The sequence below is a fragment of the Arthrobacter sp. YA7-1 genome (assembly GCF_025960325.1).
Taxonomy (GTDB): Bacteria; Actinomycetota; Actinomycetes; order Actinomycetales; family Micrococcaceae; genus Arthrobacter; species Arthrobacter bambusae_A.
This window is the reverse complement of sequence record NZ_CP110114.1, coordinates 62,328-85,275: the sequence shown is the minus strand read 5'-3', so window position 1 is coordinate 85,275 and position 22,948 is coordinate 62,328. Positions and strand designations below refer to the sequence as shown.

Annotated in this window: 23 protein-coding genes; 7 read left to right on the top strand and 16 right to left on the bottom strand. The window is 64.6% G+C overall.

The window, feature by feature from the left end:
• Position 1: 1 nt before the first annotated feature.
• The 9 genes from folK to dacB all read right to left on the bottom strand — a co-directional run bounded on the left by folK (position 2) and on the right by dacB (position 9,336).
• The gene (gene folK / locus OIT41_RS00435) at positions 2–541 is read right to left on the bottom strand and encodes a 2-amino-4-hydroxy-6-hydroxymethyldihydropteridine diphosphokinase (protein WP_241707696.1); all 540 of its coding nucleotides are present in this window, start codon (positions 539–541) and stop codon (positions 2–4) included.
• Entirely contained in the window at positions 538–897 is a 360-nt protein-coding gene (gene folB, locus OIT41_RS00430; protein ID WP_264637161.1) for a dihydroneopterin aldolase, read from the bottom strand. The genes folK and folB overlap by 4 nt, the downstream gene beginning before the upstream one ends.
• Positions 898–926: 29 nt before the next feature.
• The gene (folP, locus tag OIT41_RS00425) at positions 927–1,832 is read right to left on the bottom strand and encodes a dihydropteroate synthase (RefSeq protein ID WP_241707694.1); all 906 of its coding nucleotides are present in this window, start codon (positions 1,830–1,832) and stop codon (positions 927–929) included.
• Positions 1,833–1,840: 8 nt separating this feature from the next.
• Complete coding sequence (folE, locus tag OIT41_RS00420; protein ID WP_413542339.1) at positions 1,841–2,386, bottom strand: GTP cyclohydrolase I FolE; 546 nt, start codon at positions 2,384–2,386, stop codon at positions 1,841–1,843.
• Between the two features lie 133 nt (positions 2,387–2,519).
• Positions 2,520–4,589 carry an ATP-dependent zinc metalloprotease FtsH gene (gene ftsH, locus OIT41_RS00415; RefSeq protein ID WP_241707692.1) on the bottom strand — a complete coding sequence of 690 codons (2,070 nt, stop codon included), beginning with the start codon at positions 4,587–4,589 and terminating at the stop codon, positions 2,520–2,522.
• A 292-nt stretch (positions 4,590–4,881) separates the two neighbouring features.
• Complete coding sequence (gene hpt / locus OIT41_RS00410; protein WP_059388924.1) at positions 4,882–5,433, bottom strand: hypoxanthine phosphoribosyltransferase; 552 nt, start codon at positions 5,431–5,433, stop codon at positions 4,882–4,884.
• Between the two features lie 31 nt (positions 5,434–5,464).
• Positions 5,465–6,502, bottom strand: coding sequence for a tRNA lysidine(34) synthetase TilS (gene tilS / locus OIT41_RS00405; RefSeq protein WP_241707691.1), 1,038 nt, complete (start codon positions 6,500–6,502; stop codon positions 5,465–5,467).
• A gap of 104 nt (positions 6,503–6,606) precedes the next feature.
• A complete protein-coding gene (locus OIT41_RS00400; protein ID WP_241707690.1) occupies positions 6,607–7,710 on the bottom strand; it encodes a zinc-dependent metalloprotease in 1,104 nt (367 codons plus the stop codon).
• Positions 7,711–7,788: 78 nt separating this feature from the next.
• Positions 7,789–9,336: a D-alanyl-D-alanine carboxypeptidase/D-alanyl-D-alanine-endopeptidase gene (gene dacB, locus OIT41_RS00395; protein ID WP_264637160.1), complete on the bottom strand. Its 1,548-nt coding sequence runs from the start codon at positions 9,334–9,336 to the stop codon at positions 7,789–7,791.
• Between the two features lie 136 nt (positions 9,337–9,472).
• Here dacB and OIT41_RS00390 point away from each other — a divergent pair, with 136 nt between their 5' ends.
• From OIT41_RS00390 to OIT41_RS00380, 3 genes are all read left to right on the top strand, one after another.
• A complete protein-coding gene (locus tag OIT41_RS00390; protein WP_078106994.1) occupies positions 9,473–9,961 on the top strand; it encodes an inorganic diphosphatase in 489 nt (162 codons plus the stop codon).
• 195 nt (positions 9,962–10,156) lie between these two features.
• Positions 10,157–10,756 carry a MarR family transcriptional regulator gene (locus tag OIT41_RS00385; protein WP_078106996.1) on the top strand — a complete coding sequence of 200 codons (600 nt, stop codon included), beginning with the start codon at positions 10,157–10,159 and terminating at the stop codon, positions 10,754–10,756.
• 67 nt (positions 10,757–10,823) lie between these two features.
• Complete coding sequence (locus OIT41_RS00380) at positions 10,824–11,906, top strand: aromatic acid exporter family protein (protein ID WP_264637159.1); 1,083 nt, start codon at positions 10,824–10,826, stop codon at positions 11,904–11,906.
• Positions 11,907–11,974: 68 nt separating this feature from the next.
• Here OIT41_RS00380 and OIT41_RS00375 read toward each other — a convergent pair whose 3' ends face one another.
• From OIT41_RS00375 to serS, 3 genes are all read right to left on the bottom strand, one after another.
• On the bottom strand, positions 11,975–12,820 hold the full coding sequence (locus OIT41_RS00375; RefSeq protein ID WP_264637158.1) for an HAD family hydrolase: 846 nt from the start codon (positions 12,818–12,820) through the stop codon (positions 11,975–11,977).
• 100 nt (positions 12,821–12,920) lie between these two features.
• On the bottom strand, positions 12,921–13,883 hold the full coding sequence (locus OIT41_RS00370; protein ID WP_264637157.1) for a hypothetical protein: 963 nt from the start codon (positions 13,881–13,883) through the stop codon (positions 12,921–12,923).
• A gap of 118 nt (positions 13,884–14,001) precedes the next feature.
• Positions 14,002–15,282, bottom strand: coding sequence for a serine--tRNA ligase (gene serS, locus OIT41_RS00365; RefSeq protein WP_241707685.1), 1,281 nt, complete (start codon positions 15,280–15,282; stop codon positions 14,002–14,004).
• A 111-nt stretch (positions 15,283–15,393) separates the two neighbouring features.
• Between serS and OIT41_RS00360 the strand changes: the two genes are divergently transcribed.
• Positions 15,394–16,440, top strand: coding sequence for a diacylglycerol/lipid kinase family protein (locus OIT41_RS00360; RefSeq protein ID WP_264637156.1), 1,047 nt, complete (start codon positions 15,394–15,396; stop codon positions 16,438–16,440).
• 27 nt (positions 16,441–16,467) lie between these two features.
• On the opposite strand, the gene OIT41_RS00355 is transcribed toward OIT41_RS00360, so the two are convergent.
• The 3 genes from OIT41_RS00355 to OIT41_RS00345 all read right to left on the bottom strand — a co-directional run bounded on the left by OIT41_RS00355 (position 16,468) and on the right by OIT41_RS00345 (position 18,122).
• Positions 16,468–16,686, bottom strand: a complete 219-nt coding sequence (locus OIT41_RS00355; protein WP_078107002.1) for a hypothetical protein — start codon at positions 16,684–16,686, stop codon at positions 16,468–16,470.
• Positions 16,687–16,816: 130 nt separating this feature from the next.
• Positions 16,817–17,764, bottom strand: coding sequence for a prephenate dehydratase (gene pheA, locus OIT41_RS00350; protein ID WP_241707682.1), 948 nt, complete (start codon positions 17,762–17,764; stop codon positions 16,817–16,819).
• Between the two features lie 31 nt (positions 17,765–17,795).
• Complete coding sequence (locus OIT41_RS00345) at positions 17,796–18,122, bottom strand: rhodanese-like domain-containing protein (RefSeq protein WP_078107004.1); 327 nt, start codon at positions 18,120–18,122, stop codon at positions 17,796–17,798.
• A gap of 190 nt (positions 18,123–18,312) precedes the next feature.
• Between OIT41_RS00345 and OIT41_RS00340 the strand changes: the two genes are divergently transcribed.
• Genes OIT41_RS00340 through OIT41_RS00330 form a run of 3 tightly spaced genes read left to right on the top strand, consistent with a single transcriptional unit; the run spans position 18,313 to position 22,040 of the window.
• Complete coding sequence (locus OIT41_RS00340; RefSeq protein ID WP_264637155.1) at positions 18,313–19,062, top strand: peptidase E; 750 nt, start codon at positions 18,313–18,315, stop codon at positions 19,060–19,062.
• A complete protein-coding gene (locus OIT41_RS00335; protein WP_264637154.1) occupies positions 19,055–20,512 on the top strand; it encodes an amidase in 1,458 nt (485 codons plus the stop codon). Before OIT41_RS00340 ends, OIT41_RS00335 begins: the two co-directional genes overlap by 8 nt.
• A gap of 49 nt (positions 20,513–20,561) precedes the next feature.
• Complete coding sequence (locus OIT41_RS00330; protein WP_413542338.1) at positions 20,562–22,040, top strand: peptide MFS transporter; 1,479 nt, start codon at positions 20,562–20,564, stop codon at positions 22,038–22,040.
• Positions 22,041–22,133: 93 nt separating this feature from the next.
• On the opposite strand, the gene OIT41_RS00325 is transcribed toward OIT41_RS00330, so the two are convergent.
• Entirely contained in the window at positions 22,134–22,757 is a 624-nt protein-coding gene (locus OIT41_RS00325; protein ID WP_264637152.1) for a DUF4190 domain-containing protein, read from the bottom strand.
• Positions 22,758–22,948 lie beyond the last annotated feature (191 nt).

Genomic DNA, 22,948 nt, shown 5'->3' with positions numbered 1-22,948 from the left:
ACTATTCCACCGCTCCTGCGGCAGCGACGCTGCCGGATCCGTCGAAACCGTCGAACGGCCGGAGGCCTGGAAAGTCCTCGGCTTTGGCGGCCAGATCGGCGACGCTCTCACCGTTGAGCCGCGCTGCAGGGTCCAGGAGCGCCCACGGATAGAGCACGAAGGCGCGCACGGCGGCCCGAGGATGCGGCAGGGTCAAGGTTTCGTCGTCGCTGGTGAGTTCGCCGTAGACGATGATGTCCACATCCAAAGTGCGGGGGCCCCAGCGGACCTCGCGGACCCGATGGTGGATTTGCTCGACGTCGTGGCAGTGCTGGAGGAGGTCCAGCGGCGCAAGGGTCGTCTCAATGGCAATCACCATGTTGAGGAAATCCGGTTGCCCCACCGGTCCGCCCACGGCTTTGGTCTGCACCACGGGAGAGACCCCGAGCAGGCGGATTTCCGGGCGGTCAACGAGGTCGGCAACGGCGGTGGACAGGGTGTCGTTCCGCTCGCCCAGGTTGCTGCCGAGGGCCAGGATGGCTTTGGTGAATCGGGAGGTCATGCACGCTCCCTGTGGACACTGACCGTGACGTCACCGAAGGGAACTTCGATGGGTGCCTTGGGTTTGTGGACTGTGACATCGATGGCGGCGACGTTGAAGCCCGCCAGGATCCCCTCGGCGATCCGCACCGCGAGGGCCTCGATCAGGTTGAGTGGCTCGCCCGAAATGACGGACGTTATGTACTCGGCGACTTCGCCGTAGTGCGCCGTGAACTGCAGGTCATCTGTTTCCGCGGCCTTGCCGAAATCGGTGTACAGCACCACGTCGACGACGAACGGCTGGCCATCACGGCGCTCGAAGTCGAAGACGCCGTGATGCCCGACGGCGGTCACGCCGGTCAGTGTGATCTTGTCCAAACCGGTCCCTCCCCCTCTGTTCACCAAGTTTAGTGTCTGATGCGCGCGGCGACCTTGACGGCGTCAAGGCTGGGGCCGACGTCGTGGACGCGCACGGCCCAAGCACCGTTCGCGGCACTGATTGCGGTGATGGCAGCGGTGGCATGGTCCCGTTCCTCCGGCGCCGCCGCCTTGCCGGCCACGGTCAGGAGCGTCCCGAGGAAGCGTTTGCGTGAAGCTCCGATCAGGACCTTGTGCCCCAGTTCGTCCAGCTTGCCGATGTACTTGAGGAGTTGCCAGTTCTGGTCCTCGTCCTTGGAGAAGCCCAGGCCGGGATCCACAATGATTTGTTCCGCCGTGACGCCTGCCGCGTAGAGCTTGTCGCGGACGCCCTTGAGCTCCTCGATGACTTCCTCCACGACATTTCCGTAGTCGGCAAGGCTGTTCATGGTTTCGGCGTCGCCTCGGCGATGCGTCAAGACATAGGGCACCTTGGTACGTGCGACGAGTTCGGCCATCTCAGGTTCGAGGCTCAACCCGGAGACGTCGTTGATGATCGCGGCGCCGGCCTCCACCGCCGCGGCGGCCGTCGACGCGTGCGTCGTGTCGATGCTGACGAGCGCCCCGGCCTTCACGAGTGCCTGGATCACCGGCAAGACCCGCCGTTGTTCTTCTTCCGGGGAGACGGGCTCTGCGCCCGGGCGGGTCGATTCCCCGCCGACGTCGATGATGTCCGCTCCGGAGTACAACATGCGCAATGCGTGGGCGATGGCGGTGTCCGCCGTGGGGTGCTTGCCGCCGTCGCTGAATGAATCCGGCGTGACGTTCAGAATTCCCATGACAAGCGTGCGGTCGGCCGGCAGGTCCGCGAAGCGGGCCGCTGGACGGGGTTTGCGGAGAATGGGCAGGGGGCTGGTAGCCGGGCCCGTTCCTGGTGCTGCTGCGAGGGAATCCATGGTCTTTGTTACCTTCCGAGTATGAGGCTCATGGCTTCGGCACGGGTGGCCGGGTCATGAAGTTGCCCGCGCACTGCGCTGGTGACGGTCTTGGCGCCGGGCTTGCGAATGCCACGCATGGACATGCACATGTGTTCGCATTCGACGACGACGATCGCGCCCCGGGGCTTGAGGTGGGTCACGAGCGCTTCGACGATCTGGGTGGTCAGGCGTTCCTGCACCTGCGGACGGCGGGCGTAAATGTCGACGAGACGGGCCAGCTTGCTCAGCCCCGTCACTTTGCCGTCGTGGGAAGGGATGTATCCAACGTGCGCGACGCCGTGGAACGGCACCAAATGGTGCTCGCACGTGGAATAGAACGGGATGTCCTTGACCAGCACGAGTTCCTCATGGTCGAGGTCGAACGTGGTGGACAGGACGTCCTCGGGATCCTGGTGCAGGCCAGCGAAGACCTCGGCGTAAGCCTTGGCAACGCGCTTCGGCGTATCCACCAGTCCGCCACGGTCCGGGTCCTCGCCCACGGCGATGAGGATCTCGCGTACGGCCGCCTCTATGCGGGGGCGGTCGACCTTATATGAGTGATGGCCGTGGCCGTGGCCACCTGATTTCCCCCCGGAGGTGCCGCCAAGGTCATCACTGGCGGCACCGCTGAAGTCGTCGTCGTCGATGTGAGTCACAGCAGAAAGCTTAGCCTTGATGCGAAACGTCGGTGCCCGCGTCCGGTCCCTGCCCCGTAAATGACTCCTGGCTGCCGACTCCCTGCGGATGCGGGGACTGAGCGTCCAAAGGCTCTTCGAGACGAGCGGCCTTGGCCTCTTCCTGGGCCTCACGTTCAGCCTTCTCTGCGCGGGATTCCACCGGCGGGATGGTCTGGACCGGGCGGGATTCCTTGGAGAGCCACACCTCGCGGAAGTCGCGCTTGCGGATGTCGCGGAAGATGTAGGCGATCTCCGCCTGGTTCAGCGTTTCGCGCTCAAGCAGTTCGAGGGCCAACTGGTCCAGGACGTCGCGGTTCTCGGTGAGGATGGCGTAGGCCTCATCGTGGGCCTGGTCGATCAGGCGGCGCACTTCCTCGTCGACGATGTACGCGACCGAGTCGGAGTAGTTGCGTTCCTGCGCCATGTCCCGGCCCAGGAAAGGCTCCCCGCCACCTGCGCCAAGCTTCACGGCGCCGATGCGCTCGCTCATGCCGAACTGGGTGACCATCTTGCGGGCCGTTCCGGTGGCCTTCTCGATGTCGTTCGAAGCGCCCGTCGAGGGGTCGTGGAAGACGATTTCCTCTGCAACGCGCCCACCCATGGCATAGGCCATCTGGTCCAGGAGTTCATTGCGCGTGATCGAGTACTTGTCGTCCTCCGGGACAACCATCGTGTAGCCGAGGGCGCGGCCTCGGGGCAGGATGGTGATCTTCGTGACAGGGGCGGAATTGCGGAGGGCTGCCGCCACCAGGGCGTGGCCGCCTTCGTGGTAGGCGGTGATCTTCCGTTCCATTTCCTTCATGACGCGGCTACGCTTCTGCGGGCCCGCCATGACACGGTCGATTGCCTCGTCCAGGGCGCGGTCGTCAATCAGGTTGGCATTGGACCTGGCGGTCAGGAGGGCGGCCTCGTTCAGCACGTTGGCAAGGTCCGCACCCGTGTAGCCCGGGGTCTTCTTCGCGACGCCCTTGAGGTCGACGCCGTGGGCCATCGGCTTGCCCTTGGCATGGACGTTCAGGATCTGCTCGCGACCAATCAAGTCCGGTGCTTCGACGGTGATCTGGCGGTCGAAACGGCCTGGGCGCAGCAGGGCAGGGTCCAGGACGTCCGGACGGTTGGTTGCCGCGATCAGGATGACGTTGGTCTTGACGTCGAAGCCGTCCATTTCGACCAGAAGCTGGTTAAGGGTCTGTTCGCGCTCGTCGTTGCCGCCGCCGATGCCAGCGCCGCGGTGACGTCCAACGGCGTCGATCTCGTCAACGAAAATGATGGCGGGCGCATTGGCTTTGGCTTGCTCGAAGAGGTCGCGGACACGGGAAGCACCAACGCCGACGAACATTTCAACGAAGTCCGAGCCCGAGATGGAGAAGAACGGGACGCCGGCCTCGCCTGCGACGGCGCGGGCCAGGAGGGTCTTGCCGGTGCCCGGAGGGCCGTAGAGCAGCACGCCCTTCGGGATCTTGGCGCCAACGGCCTGGAACTTTGCCGGTTCTGCGAGGAATTCCTTGATCTCCTGAAGTTCCTCGACGGCTTCGTCCGCACCGGCCACATCCGCGAAGGTGACTTGCGGCATGTCCTTGTTGACCAGCTTGGCCTTCGACTTGCCGAACTGCATCACCTTGGAGCCGCCGCCTTGCATGCGCGAGAGCAGGAACCAGAAAAGCACACCCAGCAGGAGCACGGGGACGAGGAGCGAGAACAGTCCGGAGAACCAGTTGTTTTCGACGGGCTGGTCCGTGAAGCCGCCGGATGGCTGGGCATTGGTGACTGCCTTGACGACGTCCCCGGCCCGCGCCGTGACATAGAAGAACTGGACGTTCTTGCCCTTGTCCTGGCCGTCGATGACGAGGTTGTCTTTCAGCGTCAGGTCAACGCGGTTCTCGGCATCGTAGATCTTGGCCTGGTCCACCTTGCCGCTCTGGGCGAGGATCGCGAGGCCCTTATCGGTGTCGATTCGGGTGGATCCGCCGGGGGCAAGGGTTGCAAATGCCACCAGGAGCAAGCCGACTACGACAACAATCCAGATGCCCGGGCCCTTGAAGAAACTCTTAGCTTTCATCTGTTCGGGGGCTCCGCCCCGTCCCTCCTGGTAGTGCTGCACGGCGCAGCTTCTGCGCGCGTGTGGTGCTGCGTCAGTTTCTAGCTTTACACCGTTCGGAGTGATTCACGCACAGTAAGAGGCAAAAGTTCCCTCTAGGCGTACATCAACGAGGAATTCCGGAAGCTCGCGGGAGAAATCCATGGTTCTTTCAGGATCCCCCGGCGCCACTGCACACATAGCGAAGCGGCCTCCCGAACAGGAGGCCGCTTTCGTTCCGCGAACAATACGCGGTGGTTCGCTGCGGGAAGAGTTACTCGTATACGTGCGGTGCGAGGGTTCCCACGAAGTCCAGATTGCGGTACTTCTCGGCGTAATCCAGTCCATAGCCGACGACGAATTCGTTGGGGATGTCATAGCCGACGTACTTGACATCGATCTCCACCTTGGCGGCCGTGGGCTTGCGGAACGCGGTGCAGATTTCCACGGAAGCGGTGCCCCGCGACTCGAGGTTGGTCTTGAGCCAGGAGAGAGTCAGGCCGGAATCGATGATGTCTTCGACAATCAGGACATCCTTGCCCATGAGGTCGGTATCAAGGTCCTTGAGGATGCGCACGACGCCGGAGGACTGGGTCCCGGAGCCGTAGGAGGACACCGCCATCCAATCCATGCTGACGTGGCTGTGCAGCGCACGCGCAAGGTCTGCCATGACCATGACGGCACCCTTGAGCACGCCGACGATCAGCAGCTCACGGCCCTCGTAGTCCTTGTCAATCTGTGCAGCAAGTTCGGCGATCCGTTGCTGGATCTGCTCCTTGGTGTAGAGAACGTGTTTGAGGTCTGCCTGGACGTCGTTTGAATCCACCAATGGCTCCTGTGTTGATGCGTGGGTGCGGCTACTGTTGGGGCGATCTTTGATGCCGGAATACTAGCTTCCCACAGCCGCCGCCTTCGCGGGGAACGGCAGTTCCCCGCGCTGGGGCCTCCCGCCCCAATTCGCTGAGGGATACACGATAGACGCTGACGCTTCCGGGAAGCTGCACGGGTCCCGCCGATCCCTGCCGGCGCAGCAACCCTTCGGCTGCCTGGAGCCGCCCATAGCCGGGCTGTTGGCCCCCGACGTCGGCCGCAGCCTTGGCGATCACCCGGAACCTCAGGGCCGGGGACAACTCCCTCAAGGCGACTTCGGGGAGCCACACGCCGTCGTCGCTCCGGTTAACGAGTCCCGCATAACTCTCTGCGGCAAGCTGCTCCAGGAAGTCAGCGTCCTGCTGGAGGATCGCGGCTGTACGGGCGAGCGACTCGGCAACGCCGGGCCCCAGCTTGTCCTCAAGCAAGGGCATCACCTCCACCCGGGTCCGCGAGCGGGCGAAGGCGGGGTCCGCGTTGCTGGGATCGTGCCAGGCTTCGAGTTCCTCGACCTCGCAGATTTCGAGCGTTTCTGATCGGCGCAGGCCAAGGAAAGGACGAAGGAGCTTGCCGCGCGCCGGACGCATCCCGGCGAGGGAGCGGGTTCCCGAGCCTCGTGCCAGGCCCAGCAGGACCTGTTCGGCTTGGTCGTCCAGAGTGTGCCCGAGCAGGATCGCTCCACAATCGAGTTCGGCGGCCGCCGCTTCAAGGGCCGCGTGCCGGGCATCGCGTGCCGCCGCCTCGGGCCCGAACCCGGCAGCGGCCACCTCCACGGTCCGTAGCTGGACGGGCGAGAGGCCCAGGTCCTCCAGGATCGCCACGGTTCGCGCCGCGACCTCGCCCGAGCCTGCTTGCAGCTGATGGTCGACCACGACGGCGGCAACATGCACGGGGTGGCCCTGCACGCGGCCCCGACGGGCAAAGTAGGCCGCCACCGAAGCAAGTGCCAAGGAGTCCGGGCCGCCGCTGCAAGCGACGAGGATCCGCTCGGGATAGCCTGCGGAGGCCAGCGCGTCCTGCACCATGTTCCGCGCCTTGCCGACCACCGGCGCCAAACGCCCGGGACGTCGTCGTCCGCTGCTCGGACCGCTTCTACCGCTTGCGCCGGAACCCGATGTGGTGCCTGCGGTCACAGCCCCATCCGCTCAAGCCACAGCTTGGAGTCGTGGATTTCGGCTTCGGTAGGCAGTTTTTCGGCCGATTCCCAGACCCGGTTCAGGCCCTCCATGCCGGCCACCGCAACCACTTCACGGACGAACTTGGCGCCGTCGCTGTACTGGCGCATCTTGGCATCCAGGCCGAGGATGTTACGGATGAATTTCTCGATCATTCCGCGGTCCTTGCCCCGCGAGCTGAAGCGCTGCCTAATGGTCTTCACCGAGGGGACAAGGGTGGAATCGACGGCGTCCATCACAACATTCGCGTGGCCTTCCAGGAGGCTCATGACTGCCGTGAGATGCGAGAGCGATGCCTTTTCCTCGGGGTTTTGGAGCAGGTCCAGAATGGCCCCGCGGCCAGGAGTGGCGCCGGTGGAGCGGTCGCGCAAGGACCGCGCCGCCGCAGTGGCACGGTCCATGATGGAATCCACATTGCCGATCAGGTTGGCACTGAGGCGCTCGATTTCCTCGAGCATGTGGGTCCGGAGCCAAGGCGCGGCAGCGAACTGCACCCGGTGGGTCTGTTCGTGAAGGCAAACCCAGAGCCGGAAATCGTCCGGATCAACGTTGAGCTCGCGCTCCACAGAGATGATGTTCGGAGCCACGAGCAAAAGCCGGCCGGCAGGCGGCGCTTTCGAGTCCGGGGCGAGGGCCGCGAAGGGATCGTATTGGCCCAAGACCTTGCTCGACAAGAAGGCGAGCACGGCCCCGAGCTGCGCGCCGGTAATGGCGCCGCTCGCGGCCGCCGCAGCCGGTGTCATCGCCGGGCCGCGCCGGGAGTCCAGCATTTGCTGAAGGGCCGGCTGGAGCATCACTGCGAAACTCTGGGTATTGGCCTTCGCCCAGGACGCCCGGTCAACTACCAGGACATGGGAATCGCGGAGGTCGCGCGCGGCTTCCAAACCAGTGATGTCATGCACATGCGGTACAGAGATGTCCGCGCTGAAACGCAAGCTATCCACGGCTTTGCCGATTTGGGCCGGACTCAGCGGTGGACCGGGGGGAGCGAGCCGGGCAGCCGTGGAGGCGGCCAGCTCCCAGTTGATGAGGGACTGGGCTTGCTGCTGAGACTCCATATGAACCATAAGACCACAACAGGCTGAATCTGCGCCCTTAAGTTCGCTCAACGGCGAACCTCAGGGAGCGGGGGAATGTCAGCCAGCCCGGCAACCGCATGACGCGAGTGCCGTGGCGGACCTGTCCAGCGCGACCTTGTTCCCTTCTGCGCCCGGCATCAGCCCGTTGCCGATAAAGGAGAAGACCAGGAGACGGCCGTTCGCGTCCACAACGTAGCCGCTCAAAGCGATCACCGAATTCAAGGTGCCGGTCTTGGCCCGCACCAGGCCCGCCCCCTGGGAGGTGGTCGCATCGGTGTAGCGGTCGCCGAGCGTCCCGGTCAGTCCGGCTACCGGGAACCCCGCGAGGGCGGCACGGAGACGGGTGTCGGGTCCCGAGGTAATGGCCCGGACCACGTCCGCGAACTGCCGCGCCGACACCTGGTTGCCGAGGGCAAGGCCCGACACGTCTGCCAAGTGCATGGAGTCCGAGGCGACGCCGAGTTCCGCGAGCTGGGCGCCCACGGCCGCCGTCGCGCCGTCGTTGGATCCCGGCTTTCCCTCGGACAGCGCGGCCATCCGACCGAAAACCTCAGCGAGGTAGTTGTCCGACGTTTCCAGCATCAAGTCGACTTGCTCGCGGACGGTGGCAGACACCGCGCTGGCGAGGACGCCCTGCTTTCCGGTTGGAGCCGCGGCGCGTTCCACACCGGGGACCACCGTGAAGCCAGCAGCGGCACCCGCGGCTTGCAGCTTCCCCGCGAAAGCCTGGGCTGCGGTGAGCGCGGCGTCTTGCGGACGCGGGCCGTTGGTTGCCCCCGGGCTTGTCCGGGCCGAGTTCAGGGCGAGCGGAAAGACCGGCGCCGTTTCCCCGGCGGCGACATCGTCGAGGCTCCATGCCGGGTTCAAGGCAGGCCCGGTGAACAGTCCATCGTCCAACTGCACCGTGACCGGGCCCTTCACGCCGCGGTCCTGCAAAGCTTTTGCCGTGTCCGCCGCGAGGGTCTCCAAACCGGCATGGCCGAGCACCTCATTGGCTTGGGACGGGCCGTCACCGAGCAGGACATCGCCTCCAGCGCTCAGGATGATGGTCGACGGCGAAGGTCCCGCCAGGACCCGAGTGCTGAAGCGGGTCTCCGGGCCGATCGCCCGCAGCGCCGCGACTGCGGTGAGCAACTTCATGTTGGACGCCGGCACCCGGTTCTTGGCGCCGTCGCGATCGTAAAGCGGAAGCCCGGTCAACGCATCCTCGACGACTCCGGTGAAGTCTCCCCCGCCGTCGGGGGTCAAGAGGGCATTGAGCTGGTTCGTGACATCGGCCGGCAACGGGACCGGAGCGGAAGCGTCCAAGGGGGCAACGATCTGGGTGCGGCTCAGCTGCTTGGGGACCTGTTGCCAGTCCGGCACCTTGGGGCCGGGCGCACCGGCTGCCCCCGGAAAGCCGGGACCAATGAATCCAGCTGCGATCCCGAGTCCCATCGGCACGGCCAGGACCGCGATGACCAAGGTCAACAAGGCCAGTGGCAGAAAGCGGACGATGCCCTTCGACGCGGACTTCCTGGCCCTTGGCCCCCTTGGCCTGAGAATCGGAGTGTCCTGCTGTTCCGGAGCCTGCTTTTCAGTCCCCGCCTCGTCAACGCCCGTCATGCAGCCTTAGTCCTCAAAGTCTTGAATGTCCCCACCGTTTCAAGAAACTTGGGCCTCTCGCTATATCCTCAATAGTAGTCGGCGGCGTCGGCTGCTCTGTTGCCGCGCCCATGCCAATACCGCCAAGGAGCATTCCATGAAGCACGACGTCACGATCGAGATCCCCAAGGGGTCGCGCGTCAAGTACGAAGTTGACCACGAGACCGGTCGCGTCCGCCTGGACCGCGTCCTGTTCACCTCCATGCAGTACCCCACCCACTACGGGTTCTTCGAGAACACCCTGGGTGAGGACGGCGACCCGCTGGACGCACTGGTGCTCCTGCAGGACTTCGACCTATACCCCGGTGTCATCGTCGAGTCCCGCCCCATCGGCGTGTTCAACATGACCGACGACGGCGGCGGAGACGCCAAGGTCCTGTGTGTTCCTGCCGATCCGCGCTTCGACCACATCCAGGAGATCACGGATGTCAGCGAATTCCTGATCAAGGAAATCGAGCACTTCTTCACCCGTTACAAGGACCTTGAGCCGGGCAAATGGGTCAAGGCTGAAGGCTGGGCCGACCGCGCAGCCGCCGAAGCCGAGCTGGAAGCTTCCATCAAGCGTTTCGTTCCGAGCGCGCACTAAAGCAATTCGACCTGCACGACGGCGGCGGGTGCGGTTCCCTGGGAACCGCACCCGCCGCCGTCGTACTTTAATCGGTGGGTCACCGACGCGGAACGAATCGGCCCGCAATCGCCGGGCACCCGCGGCCGTAACGAGCAGTTGGCTCCGAATTAACCGCTTGAAAGTCAGCTACCTGCCGGTAGTGTTTGATCCACCATGTTCACGCTGACCATCAACCAACGCGACAGCCGCGGCAACGGAGACCTCGTACCGCAGCTGCTCAAAGACCTGCGCCACATCCCCGCGTGCTTGGACTTTGACCGTTCGGTGGAGGACGAAGTCCAAGGCATCGTGGAATTTCCGCACCAGGCCGTGGATTCGGCGCTCATCGCCTTGCGGAGCGGACAGTGGTACGTGGGAATCGGCGTCGGACCGGTCAACGAACCCCTGCCCAACCAAATCAAAGACGCCTCCGGGCACGGACTGGTCTACGCACGCCGCGCCGTGGACCGCTTGCGGAATGGCAAGGAACGTGTCCCCGTGGCCGTCGAGGGGCCCATCGCCGCACTTGCTGCCGAATCGGAGGCTGTGCTGCGGCTCCTGGGGCACATCGTGCAGCATCGAAGCGTTGCTGAGTGGCGCGTCCTGGACCTGCTGACGCCCGGCGTGCGTGGACAACAGAAGGCCGTGGCCCAGGAATTGGGCATCAGCACCCAAGCCGTGAGCAAGGCACTTGCCCGGGCCCAATGGGTGGAAGAGCACGCCGCCAGGCCGGCCGCAGCCCGCTTGCTGCAAATGATCCTCGAGGTTTACTGATTGCGTCGTCACGCCTTCAGCCATCTTGTACTCGACACACCCATTCCTCCCGGCCTACCTTGAGTCCATGATCTCCAGGGAAAAGCTTGGGCGGCTTCTTCCCGCTCTCAGGCAAGCTGTCACAGGCCACCGCCTCCTGTTTGCCGCCAAAACGGCCGTCGCCGCCGGACTGGCTTGGTACCTCGCGCCGCTGATGCCCGGGCCTGCCGCTGCGTATCCGTACTACGCGCCCCTGGGTGTCCTGGTCAGCATGCACCCCACCGTTGCGGCGTCCGCCAAGCATGGGCTGCAAAGCCTGCTTGGACTCGGGCTGGGCATAGCGATGGCCTTCGCCGTGACCACCTTCACCACCCCGAACGCACTGGCGGTTGCCGTCGTCGTCGGCCTGGGCGTGGTCATCGGCGGACTACCAAGGCTCGGCAGCGCCTCCGAATGGGTCCCCATGGCGGCGTTGTTCGTGCTGGTGCTGGGATATTCGAATACGCAGGGCTTTTCATTCGCGTACGTCCTGCAAATGGGCATGGGAGTGGCAGTCGGATTCGCGGTGAACTGGCTGGTCTTGCCTCCCCTGCATCTTGAAGGCATTGATCCGGCCATCGACGGACACCAACGGGCGCTGTCCAAGCAACTCAGGGACATGGCCAGCGCCATGACGGAATCCTGGCCACCGGACCATGAAGAATGGGCGAGCCGCAGCGGCGAGCTCGCACGTACGGCGACCGACGTGCGGACTGCCGTCCAGGCGGCGAAGTTGAGCGCCAAGGCGAACCCACGGTCCCGCCGTCGGGCCAGGCGCCTGCCCGGCGACCTGGCCGGTTTGCGCGCGATGGAACGGCTGACTTTCCACGTCCAGGACATCACGGATATCCTGGCAAGCGTCATCTGGGAAGAGGACGCGGGGACGGTCATTCCGGAGGGTGTCCCGCCGCATTTGGCGGAGGCCCTGGTGGACGTTGCGGTGGCGATTCGGCAATGGAGGCATGGAGACGCCGAAGACTTCAAGAGCTCCCTCGAAGCCGCCCGGGACAGTGTGGCCGCACTGAGTGGCACCCTCACGGAGGCCGCGGCCGACCAAGCGTCCGTGAACGCCACCGCTTCGGTCGCGATGAGCCTGCGGCGAATCATCACCGTGGTCTCCGACGCCGTGTGAGCTGCGGCGGGCATCCGCCGGCCAGCCCCGCTGCGCTTCGGCCTGTTACCGCTGCGCCGGGACCCCGGCTACAACAGGCGACGCAGGATGAGGGCCGCGCCGTCGTCGTAGACCGACGCGGTGACCTCATCCGCGACGGCGATGACTTCCTCGGGTGCCTGGCCCATGGCGACACCGCGCCCGGCCCAGCTGAGCATCTCGATGTCATTGCGGCCGTCCCCCACTGCCACCGTGTGGCGGGGGTGAGTGCCGAGCCGCTGGCGCAGATGCTCCAAAGCACTGGCCTTGGTGACCCCGGCGGCCGCGATATCCAACCAAGCCGTCCAACCTACTGAGTAGGTGACCCCGGAGAGCCCGATCTTGCGAATGGCCGTGGAAAATTCTTCGGCCGTGTTCTCGCTGCTGAAGACCACTACACGCACCGCGGTGGCGTCCAGCATCGTCTGGAAATCCACGCCGATTGCCTCAACGCCGAAGCTGGCGTCCTGGAATCGCTCGGTGGAGAGGAAGTTTCCGTCCTCATCCTCGAGCGCGTACTTTGCGGACGGAAGCTGCTCGCGAAGTGCCATCAACGCCGGAGCGGGATCGAAGGTTGCCTTGTGAATGACCTCGTAACCTGCGTCCAGCTGGGGATCGAGGCGCAACGTGACGCCGCCGTTGCAGCACACGGCATAGCCGCGTTCCAGTCCGATCTGCTCAATGATGGGCAGGGTGGCATTCAACGAGCGTCCAGTGGCGATCAGGACATCGTGTCCGTGGGCGACCACAGCCCTTGCGGCCTCGCGGACACCCGGTGTCATGTGGCCATCGTGGTCGACGAGGGTTCCGTCGACGTCCAACGCGACCATGAGTTTGTGATTCGAATTCCGCTGGTCATCGATGCCAGCGACTGAGGTATCAGTCAAAATAGTCATGCCTCCAGTGAAGCAGACCCCACCGACACCAGCTAGGACGAAGGCCACAGCAGGGGATTAACACGCGGTGAATACTCCCAGGTAGTCCACAGTGTGAATGTTAACTTGAGGCCCTGGCGCGCGGCCGCAGTCCGGCACGCAGGAGCTTCTGCCGAAGAAGGCCCGGCTCCTCCAAATCGGCCCAATTCCACCTAACTACGGTGATCCCCGATGCACGGATGCTCTCCTCACCCGGCTTCTCCTGTTGCCCGCCCTCGAATTCGCCCGCGATCAAGTGCTCCGGCCACCAGAACGCGGCCCGTGCAACGAACTGATCGGAATCGTCGGTGTGATGCTGGAGCGGCTGCTCAAAGCCAAGCAGCTCGATGACGACCCTGCTGTACGACTCCCCCACTGAATCGGCGTTCGCGTTTGCCAAGCTCGCGATGCGGACTGCCCGGTGCTTGGTGGCATCAGCTACGATCCCGTCCAGTGCCAAGGCGATCTCAGGGTGCTCGATCAAGCAGGCATCCTGCCCGAGCGAACCCTGCTCCGCCAGCATGCGTGCGATTCCGTCAGCTACAACCAGCGCCCTGCTGAAGGACGAGGTACACATGACGTCCACGGCCGTCTGCACCGGACTGGTGCAGGAAAACCGGCCGGAAACCACTGCCTCAGCGTCGCGTCGAAGGACGTAACGCATGGGATGGTTGCCTGTGTTCCGCGCCTTTTCGGCGAGCACGCTCTTTCCGTGGACCACAAACGTTGCCGGCCGCCGTCCGGTGGTCCGCTCCGAGGAAGTGGCCAGATCGACGAACTCCGGGGGGCGCAGCGTCGGGACGCCTAGCACGACAGCTGCGGACTCACCGCAAAACACGGACTGCTCGAATGCCAGGCCCACCGCCGCCGCGGACCACTCGAACCTCTGGGCAGGCGTCGCTTCCACCCAGGTGGAGGTTTTCACGTAATACCCGCGCCTCAGCCGGACGAGGCGGCCTGCCCTGAATGGACGGTGAATCACGGCCGTGGAGCCTGTGAGAGCAAGCCGCTCGGCCGAGACAATGATCTGCGGAGGGATGTCCATGGAATTACTCTCCATGGATCGTCGCGCGGCGTCAGCCGTCCTTTATCCCTATGTGGACAAACCAGGCTGTGGAGGACCGGTCCGAGCCGGCATTCCGGGGGCCACGGAATGCAGGAGGCTACAGGACGGGGAGCACCTCGAGCCCTCCGATGTACTTCTGGAGTGCCTTGGGGACGTTCACGGAGCCATCCGGGTTCTGGTGGTGCTCCAGGATGGCCACGATCCAGCGGGTGGTGGCCAGGGTACCGTTCAGCGTGGCGACGGCGCGGGTGCCCTTCGCAACGCCGTCCTCATTGACCGCACGCTCACGGATGTTGAGGCGACGGGCCTGGAAGGTGGTGCAGTTGGACGTCGAGGTGAGCTCGCGGTACGCGTTCTGGGTGGGGACCCAGGCTTCGCAGTCGAACTTCCGGGCCGCGGACATGCCGAGATCGCCCGCGGCGGTGTCGATCACACGGTACGGGAGTTCCACCTTCGCAAGCATTTCCTCTTCCCAGGCCAGGAGGCGCTCATGCTCGGCAGCGGCTTCTTCAACCGTGGTGTAGATGAACATCTCCACTTTGTTGAACTGGTGGACGCGGATGATGCCGCGGGTGTCCTTGCCATGCGAACCGGCTTCGCGGCGGTAGCAGGAACTCTGCCCGGCGTAGCGGATGGGGCCTGCCGAAAGGTCCAGGATTTCGTCCGAGTGGTAGCCGGCGAGGGCCACCTCCGAGGTTCCCACAAGGTAAAGGTCGTCTTCGGCGAGACGGTAGATCTCGGCGTCGTGCTTTACATCGAAACCGGTGCCCTGCATGATCTCCGGACGCACCAACGTGGGGGTGATCATCGGTACGAAGCCGGCCTCGATGGCCTGGTCCATGGCCATCTGCAACAGTGCCATCTCCAGCCGGGCGCCGACGCCGCGGAGGAAGTAGAAGCGCGAACCGGAGACCTTGGCGCCGCGTTCCATGTCAATCGCGCCGATGAGTTCGCCGATCTCAAGGTGGTCCTTGGGTTCGAAGTCCGTAAATTCGCGCGGGGTGCCGACCGTCTTGACCACCACGAAGTCGTCCTCGCCACCCTCGGGCACGCCGTCCTCAATCAGGTTGGGGATGACGCGGAGCAGCTCTTCCTGCTTGGCCTGGGCGGCGTCGGCTTCGGCAGAGGCAGCCTTGACCGAGTTGGCCAGTTCCTTGACCTCGGCGAGCAGCGCTTGCTTTTCCTCGCCCTTGGCCTGTGCCACCTTCTTGCCGAAGACGTTCTGCTCCGCACGGAGGTTTTCGTAGCGGATCAGTGCCGCGCGGCGGTCTGCATCGGCGGAAATGATCGCGTCCACCACGGACTCGTCGGCGCCGCGGGCGCGCTGGCTGGCACGGAACTTGTCCGGGTTTTCGCTGAGGTCTTTTACGTCGATCACCAGACTAGAGTATCGAATCAGCGCGCAGCTCCGCCGCCAGCGTCCGACGGCGGCAGGCACCCCCTGCCGCCGCGCGCCGCCGCACCTTCCGCGGGATAGGGTTGAAGCACCATGAGCAACTGGATCCTGTACGTGATTCTGGCTGGGGGCGTGGTCTTTGCCGTCTCCAGTTGGTGGGGCGTGCGCCGGCTCAAGGCCAGGCATGCGCGCAGCGCCGTGCACGAAGCCGTGCACAAGCCCGAAGCCGGTTTGCAAAGGGTTGCCGTGATCCTCAACCCGGTGAAGACGAAAGCCGAGGATGCGCGGAGGATCATCCGGGACGCCTGCCATCTTGCGGGCTGGGACGAACCCCGCTTCTTCGACACCACCGCGGACGACCCCGGCCATTCGCAAGCCAAGGCGGCTCTGGCGTACAGGCCCGACGTCGTACTTGTCGGCGGCGGCGACGGTACCGTGCGCGTGGTGGCTGAGGCCCTCGCGCACACCAACGTGGCGATGGGCTTGATCCCCCTGGGCACCGGAAACCTGCTGGCACGCAACGTGAATCTGGATGTCAACGATCTGCGCGGCAACGTCCACACCGCGCTCTTCGGCCACCAGCGCTACATCGACACCGCCCGGATGGCGATCCACAACGAGCGGACAGGCGCCTCTTCCGAGCATGCGTTCCTGGTGATCGCCGGCATGGGGCTGGATGCCGAGGTTGTGGGCGACACCAACGACGGCCTCAAAAAAGCAGTCGGTTGGCTGGCCTACACCGAGGCGGGCGTCCGCCACCTGCCCGGACAGCGCAAAAGGGTCACCATTGCCATGGACGACGAGCCCGAGCAGTCACGGAAAATCCGAAGCGTCTTGTTCGCCAACTGCGGCCTGATCCCGGGGGGCATCGACTTCATCCCCGGTGCCATGATCGACGACGGGGTCCTGGACGTTGTGGTCATGAGCCCCCGCAGCGCCATCGGCTGGATCGCGGTGTATGCCAAGATCTTGTTCAAGCACAACCGGAACCTGCCGGTCATGAATTACTACCGTTCCGGCAAAGTGGTCATCAGCAGCAACGAACCGATGGCCACACAACTTGACGGCGATCCCTCGGGCGAGGCCACGCAAGTCACCGTCAAGGTGGAGCCGCGTTCCCTCCTCGTGCGCGTGCAATAACCGATGCCCGCGCAATAGGGCGACACGCTACTTGGCGTTCTTCGCCGCTTCCGTTGCTTTGTGTTCTGCCAAGGCTTTGGCAGCCGCGCGCGCTTCCGATTGCTCGCGAATCATGGCCTGTTCTTCTTCAAAGCGCAGCCGATCGGCCCGGTCGGCGTCGTCGCCGTCCCAGTCCTGGTTGTCCGCCTTGGGCTTGGGGTTGACGATCATTCCCTGGCCGCTGGTGTCATTGCTATTTCCCGACATGGCCCGCTCCCTCCGTTAGGGGCATGCGTCCATCAATTGTGGATCAAGCAAGCATACGCACAGTTTTATCCACGCGATAGGGGTTGAAGAGTCAATTATCCAACGCTTTGCGGGGGCGGATTCAGGCCGCTCAGGCGCCCGGTTCGCCACTCAGAATGCGACGAACCCAGGCATGTGCGGAGGCGAACGCGGCGTCGGAGGTATGCGGAGCCACCAAGGCTTTCTGTTCGTCCGCCCGCGCATAGGACCCCAGGAAGCGCGTGGCCGGGCTGATCCGGTGCAGACCTGCCAGGGCGTCGGCCACCCGGGCATCCGAGGCGTGGCCGTCGGCGTCGATGCTGAAGAAGTAATGGCCCAGGTACTGGCCGGTGGGCCGGGACTCGATGCGGCTGAGGTTGACCCCGCGGGTGGCAAACTGGTCAAGGATTTCCATCAGGGCGCCGGGGCGGTCTTCGGGCAAGGGCACGACGACGGTGGTCTTGTCCGCGCCCGTGCGTTCAGTCAATGCACCAGGACGGCTGACCAGGACGAAACGGGTCACCGCGCCAGGGTTGTCACCGATGTTCTCCGCAAGGATGTTCAGGCCCGGGCGTTCGGCCGCAACGAGGGGGGCGCAGATGGCGGCGTCATAGTGCGCATCGCCTTCGAGGAGCCCGACGGCGGCTGCCGCGGTGGAGGATCCCGGCACGTATTCCGCATTCGGGATATTTTCGTCGACCCACAGCCGGCACTGGGCCCAGGCATGGCCGTGCGTGGAGATCCGGCGGATATCGGAGATCTTCACTCCGGGGCGGGCAACCAGCACGAACGTGATGGGAACGAGGGCTTCACGGATGATCCTCAGCTCGGTCCCGGTGGCAATGGCATCCAGGGTGGCGGTCACGCCACCTTCCACCGAGTTCTCGATCGGCACCATGGCTGCGTCCGCTGCACCCTGGCGAACCCTCTCCAATGCCGTGTTCACATTGGTGCAAGGCACCCTGTTGGCGTCAGCCGCGCCGGGGACTTGCAGGAGCGCAGCCTCGGTGAAGGTACCTTCCGGACCGAGGAAGGTGTAGGTGAGCGCGGATGCCGACATGTATATATTCCTTAAGTGTTATGCGTTGTGGCTACAGGACGACAGGCTTGAGGCCGTTTTCCGAAACCATCGGGCGGCCGGTCTCAAACCACATGTCCATGCCTCCCGCGATGTTGGTGGCGGTGTAGCCCTGCCCCACCAGCCACTGAACCGCCCGGAAGGACCGTCCGCCCGTCCGGCAGATGACATAGAGGTCATCGTCCGGATCAAGTTCGTCAAGGCGCCCCGGGATCTGGTCAAGCGGGATGTGAAGCGCGCCCTCGGCGTGGCCCGCCACCCATTCGTAATCCTCCCGGACATCCAGGATTTTCGCGCCAGCCGGAACATCGCCGACGGGCACGGTCTCGAAATCGCTCACGTGAGTTCCTTCCAGTTGATTCAGATCTCCAAATCAACACTAATACCGGAGCCCGTCGCCATCATCGCCGAGACTCGTGGGGCGCGGCAGGTTACGGTACTTCCTCACTGCGTCATCACGGCACTAGTGTTGTCGCTAAATGTTCGCCGTTGCGGCGACCCGGGAACGCTCGAATCAAGGAGACGGCACCATGGCTGCTGGCGAGCCCACCATCCTGGCAACCTCCGGCGGCTATAAGTCCGGTCATCGCACCAGGATGGAGTTCGACCTCCTGGTTCACCACGCCGTCGAACTTTCCGGGGTGAGCGGACGCGCGCCGCGGGTGGCGCATCTTGGCACGGCGTCCGGAGACCAGCGCTGGTTCGCCGCGGAACTGGACCAGGCCGCCCGGGTTTCGGGCTTCGATATCACCCACCTGAACCTCTTCACCATGCCCAATTACGGCGATCCCGAGTCGTACCTCCTGGAGCAGGACGTCGTGTGGGTCAATGGTGGTTCCGTGGTCAATCTTCTGGCCGTGTGGCGTGCCCACGGGCTGGACGGAATTCTGAGGCGCGTCTGGGAACAGGGCGTGGTGCTAGCCGGAGTGTCAGCGGGCTCGATTTGTTGGTTCCAGGGCGGCACAACCGACTCCTACGGCCCTGAATTGCGCGCCGTGACCAACGGACTTGGCTTCCTCCCCTACGCCAACGGTGTCCACTATGACTCCGAACCGGGCCGCCGCCCGCTGGTCCACCAGCTGGTGGCGGACGGCGTGCTGGGGGAAACACACTGCACCGACGACGGCGTCGGGCTCGTTTACAGGGGCACGGAACTCGTGGACGTGGTTGCCGAAGTCAGGGGCAAGGCCGCCTATCGCGTCACCGCGGCACCCGGCGAAGCGTCCGACGGCGAGGCCGTTGCCGTTGAGGAGCGACTGGAGTCCCGCTTCCTTGGCTGACATCCACGAACTCGGCGCGGTCCAGCTGCGCCAGGCGCTGGCCACCGGTCAGCTCTCGGCCACTGAGGTTGCGGAACACTTCCTTGCGAGGATCGAACAGCAGAACCATACGCTGGGCGCGTTCGTCACGGTGACCGCGGACCAGGCCATGCTCGACGCCCGGGCCGCCGACGAAGCGTATGTTCACCAGCGCCGCGGGGGCCCCGGGCTCCCCCTTCTTCACGGTGTGCCGCTGGCCTTCAAAGACCTTGCCGATGTTGCGGGAGTCGTCACCACCCACGGCAGTGGAGCCCTGGACCGCAAGCCTGCCCCCGAAGACGGCGCCCTTGCCGCGGCACTCAAAGGCGCCGGCGCCATCTCACTGGGCAAGACCCAGGTTCCGGAATTCGGACTCACGGCCTACAGCGAGAACCGCATCGCACCGCCGTCGCGCAACCCGCACGCATTGAGCCGCAGCTCAGGGGGCTCGTCGGGGGGCAGCGCCGCCGCGGTTGCGGCGGGCTTGGTTCCCTTTGCGCCCGGGAGCGACGGGGGCGGGTCCATACGTATTCCCGCTGCGGCATGCGGACTGGTGGGGTTGAAGCCGGGCCGGGGCCTGGTGCCGGCCGGCGAAAGCGTGGGTGACGCGGCGCGCTTGGTGGTGGCCGGACCGCTGGCTCGTTCAGCCCCCGATGCCGCGCTGATGATGGATGCCCTGGTGCCAGACGGAATCCGGCCGGAAGGGGGCTACCTTGCTGGGCTCGAGGAGGCTCCGGCCCCCTTGCGCATCGGCACGAGCCTGGACAGCCCGTGGTCCACCGCATTTCCCTTTGCCCCGGAGCAGGAGGCCCTGGAGGCCCTCGCCAAGGGCGTCGATCTACTGACCGGAGCGGGCCACTCAGTGCTCGACGCCGGGATCCGCTACGACAACCGTTACCCGGAAGCATTCACTACCGCCTGGACTGCCGGCGTCGGGAGCGCCCGTATCCTGCCGCATCGCGAAGCCCTGCTGACCCCGCTGACCCGGACCTTCCGGCGTCGGGCACAGCAACGTAGCGCTGCCAAGGTCAACGAAGCCCTCGGTTTCCTCCGGCAGTTCACCCACGACACGGTGGTCCAGTATGCACAATGGGACATCGTTCTGACACCGTCACTGGCACAGACTCCACGGCCCGTCGGCTGGTTCACCGGCTCCACACCCGGAGGCGAGCAATGGCCGGCTCCCGACTGGCCGGGCGACGCAGACGACGACTACCGCAAGCAATGCGAGTTTGCGCCGTGGTCCTCCATGGTGAACGTGTGCGGTCTGCCGGCGGTCACGGTGCCCGTTCATTGGACCGGTCCACCCCCTGGAACGGGACTTCCGATGGGGATCCAGCTCATCGGGAAACCGGGCTCCGAGCTATTGCTCCTGCGGCTCGCAAGGCAGCTTGAACTGCAGCAAAAACCGGCACCTATCGCCGGCGGATAGTTGCCTGAGGCATCTAAAAAATGTGACAATGCGCTCAGTCAATGTCACCATGGATCAGATGAGCACAACTCTTGACACGCGGACGCCCGCCAAAAACGCGGGCGATACGTCATTTTTCGGCCACCCAAAGATGCTGGCCAGCCTCTTCTCCGTAGAAATGTGGGAGCGTTTCTCTTTCTACGGCATGCAGGGCATCCTGCTTTACTACATGTACTTCACCGCGGACCATGGCGGACTCTCGATCGACAAATCGCTCGCCGCCGGACTGGTTGGCGCGTACGGCGGAGGCGTATACCTCTCCACGATCCTGGGCGCCTGGTTGGCGGACCGGCTTTTCGGCTCCGAACGGGTACTTTTCGGTTCCGCCATCATGATCATGTCCGGCCACATCGCGCTTGCCCTCCTCCCCGGCATCCCGGGCCTGGTGGCAGGCTTGGTGCTGGTCGGCATCGGATCCGGTGGCCTCAAAGCCAACGCAACAGCGCTGGTGGGCACCCTTTACGGCGAGAAGGACGAACGCCGTGACGCCGGCTTCTCCATCTTCTACATGGGTATCAACGCCGGCGCCCTCATTGGACCGCTCGTTACCGGCTGGCTGCAGGAAAGCAGCGGCTTCCACTGGGGCTTCGGCGCAGCCGCAGTCGGCATGGCGATCGGCCTGGTCATCTACGCGCTCGGCCGAAACAAGCTCCCGGAAGAAGCCCACCGCGTCCCGAACCCCCTCCCCTCCGCACAGCGGAGCCGTTACGGGCTCATCTTCTTCGGCATCGCCATCGTGATCGCCGTGCTGTTGATGACCGGCGTGGTGAACCCCGGCAACCTGGCCAAGAGCATGGCCTACGCCGCCATCATCGCCTCGGTGATCTATTTCACGCTGATCTTCCGAAGCAAGAAGGTCGCGTCGTTCGAGCGCAAGCGTGTTGTCGCGTTCATCCCGCTCTACATCGCATCGGCAGCCTTCTGGGCCCTCTTCCAGCAGCAGTTCACATTCATTGCTGTCTACTCGGAAGAGAAACTGGACCGCAACCTCTTCGGCTGGGAAATGCCGGCAGCCTGGGTACAGTCCATCAACCCTGTATTCATCATCGTCTTTGCGGGCGTCATGGCTGCCCTCTGGACAAAACTCGGTCCGAAGCAGCCGGGATCCCCCATCAAGTTTGCTGCCGGACTCTTCGTCATGGGCCTGGCATTCCTGGCCTTCATCCCGTTGTCCGGCGCCGGGAAGACCCCGCTGCTTGCGCTCGTGGGAATCCTGTTCCTTTTCACTTTGGCGGAACTGTTCCTGTCCCCCATCGGCCTGTCCGTGAGCACCAAGCTGGCTCCCAAGGCCTTCCACACCCAGATGGTGGCCTTGTTCTTCCTCTCGGTGTCTCTCGGCACCGCGCTGGCCGGCATCCTCGCCGGGCTGTACAACCCTGACAACGAACTGCCGTACTTCCTGGGCGTCGGCGGCACAGCCGTGGTCATCGCGGTGGCCTTGGCTGCCGGCGCGCCTGCCATCAAGAAATTGATGGGCGGCGTCCGCTAGTCACTTAACAGTCATGTAATCGAACTAGACCGCGACGACGGCCGGTGCGTTCGGTGGGTTTCCCGCCAAGCGCACCGGCCGCCGTCGTCGTTGCTAGTAGTTGTAGTTGTAGCGAGAGGCCGTGGCGGCAAAAATCGCGATAAAGACCCAGAAAATGATCGCGCCGACAATTCCCAGATACCCCATCACAAGGCCCGCGATAGCCATGCCTTTGCCGGCTGGTTCCTTCTTGAGGGCCATGTGGCCAAGAATCACGGCGGCAATCTGCGGCAGGACAAAGAAGCCAAAGCCCACGAAGACAGCGATCCCGCAGCACATGCTCGCTATACTCAGGCCCTTGGGCTCGGCGGCCATGCCATAGTAAGCGGGCTGGCCGTAGGGGCTGGCCGGCTGCCCATACGGTGACTGGCCCTGCGGTGCCTGTGCATAGGGCGAGGCAGGCTGTCCGTAAGGGCTGGAGGGCTGGTGTCCGTAGGCGGGCTGGCCGTATTGGGCCGGGCCGCCCTGCGCCTGGCCGTACGGTTCCTGGGACTGGTGCGGCCGCGGTTGCTGCGGCTGGCCGTAGGGGCCGGAAGCCGCCGGCGAGGCAAACGGCTGCTCGGCGTACGGGTTTTCGCCGGGTTGGGATGCGGGTGGAATGTAGGACGGCGGTTCGTAGCCCTTGGGCGGTTCGTCGCCCTCGGGAGCGTTCTCGGGTTTGGCTGGCTGGTCAGTCATGGAATATCCCCCTTGCGAGTCTTTGTGCCCAGCCTACCGCCGAGCGCAGGCGCACATAAGCTCCCGAGCCCCGGCTTCCCAACCCCATGCCGCACTCCGGTAAACGGGCAGTGAATCTTCGCCGGTCTGGCGGAAATACGAAGTCACAGGCACCGCAATAGCGGGTTTTCTCTTCAAGCACACCGGATGGT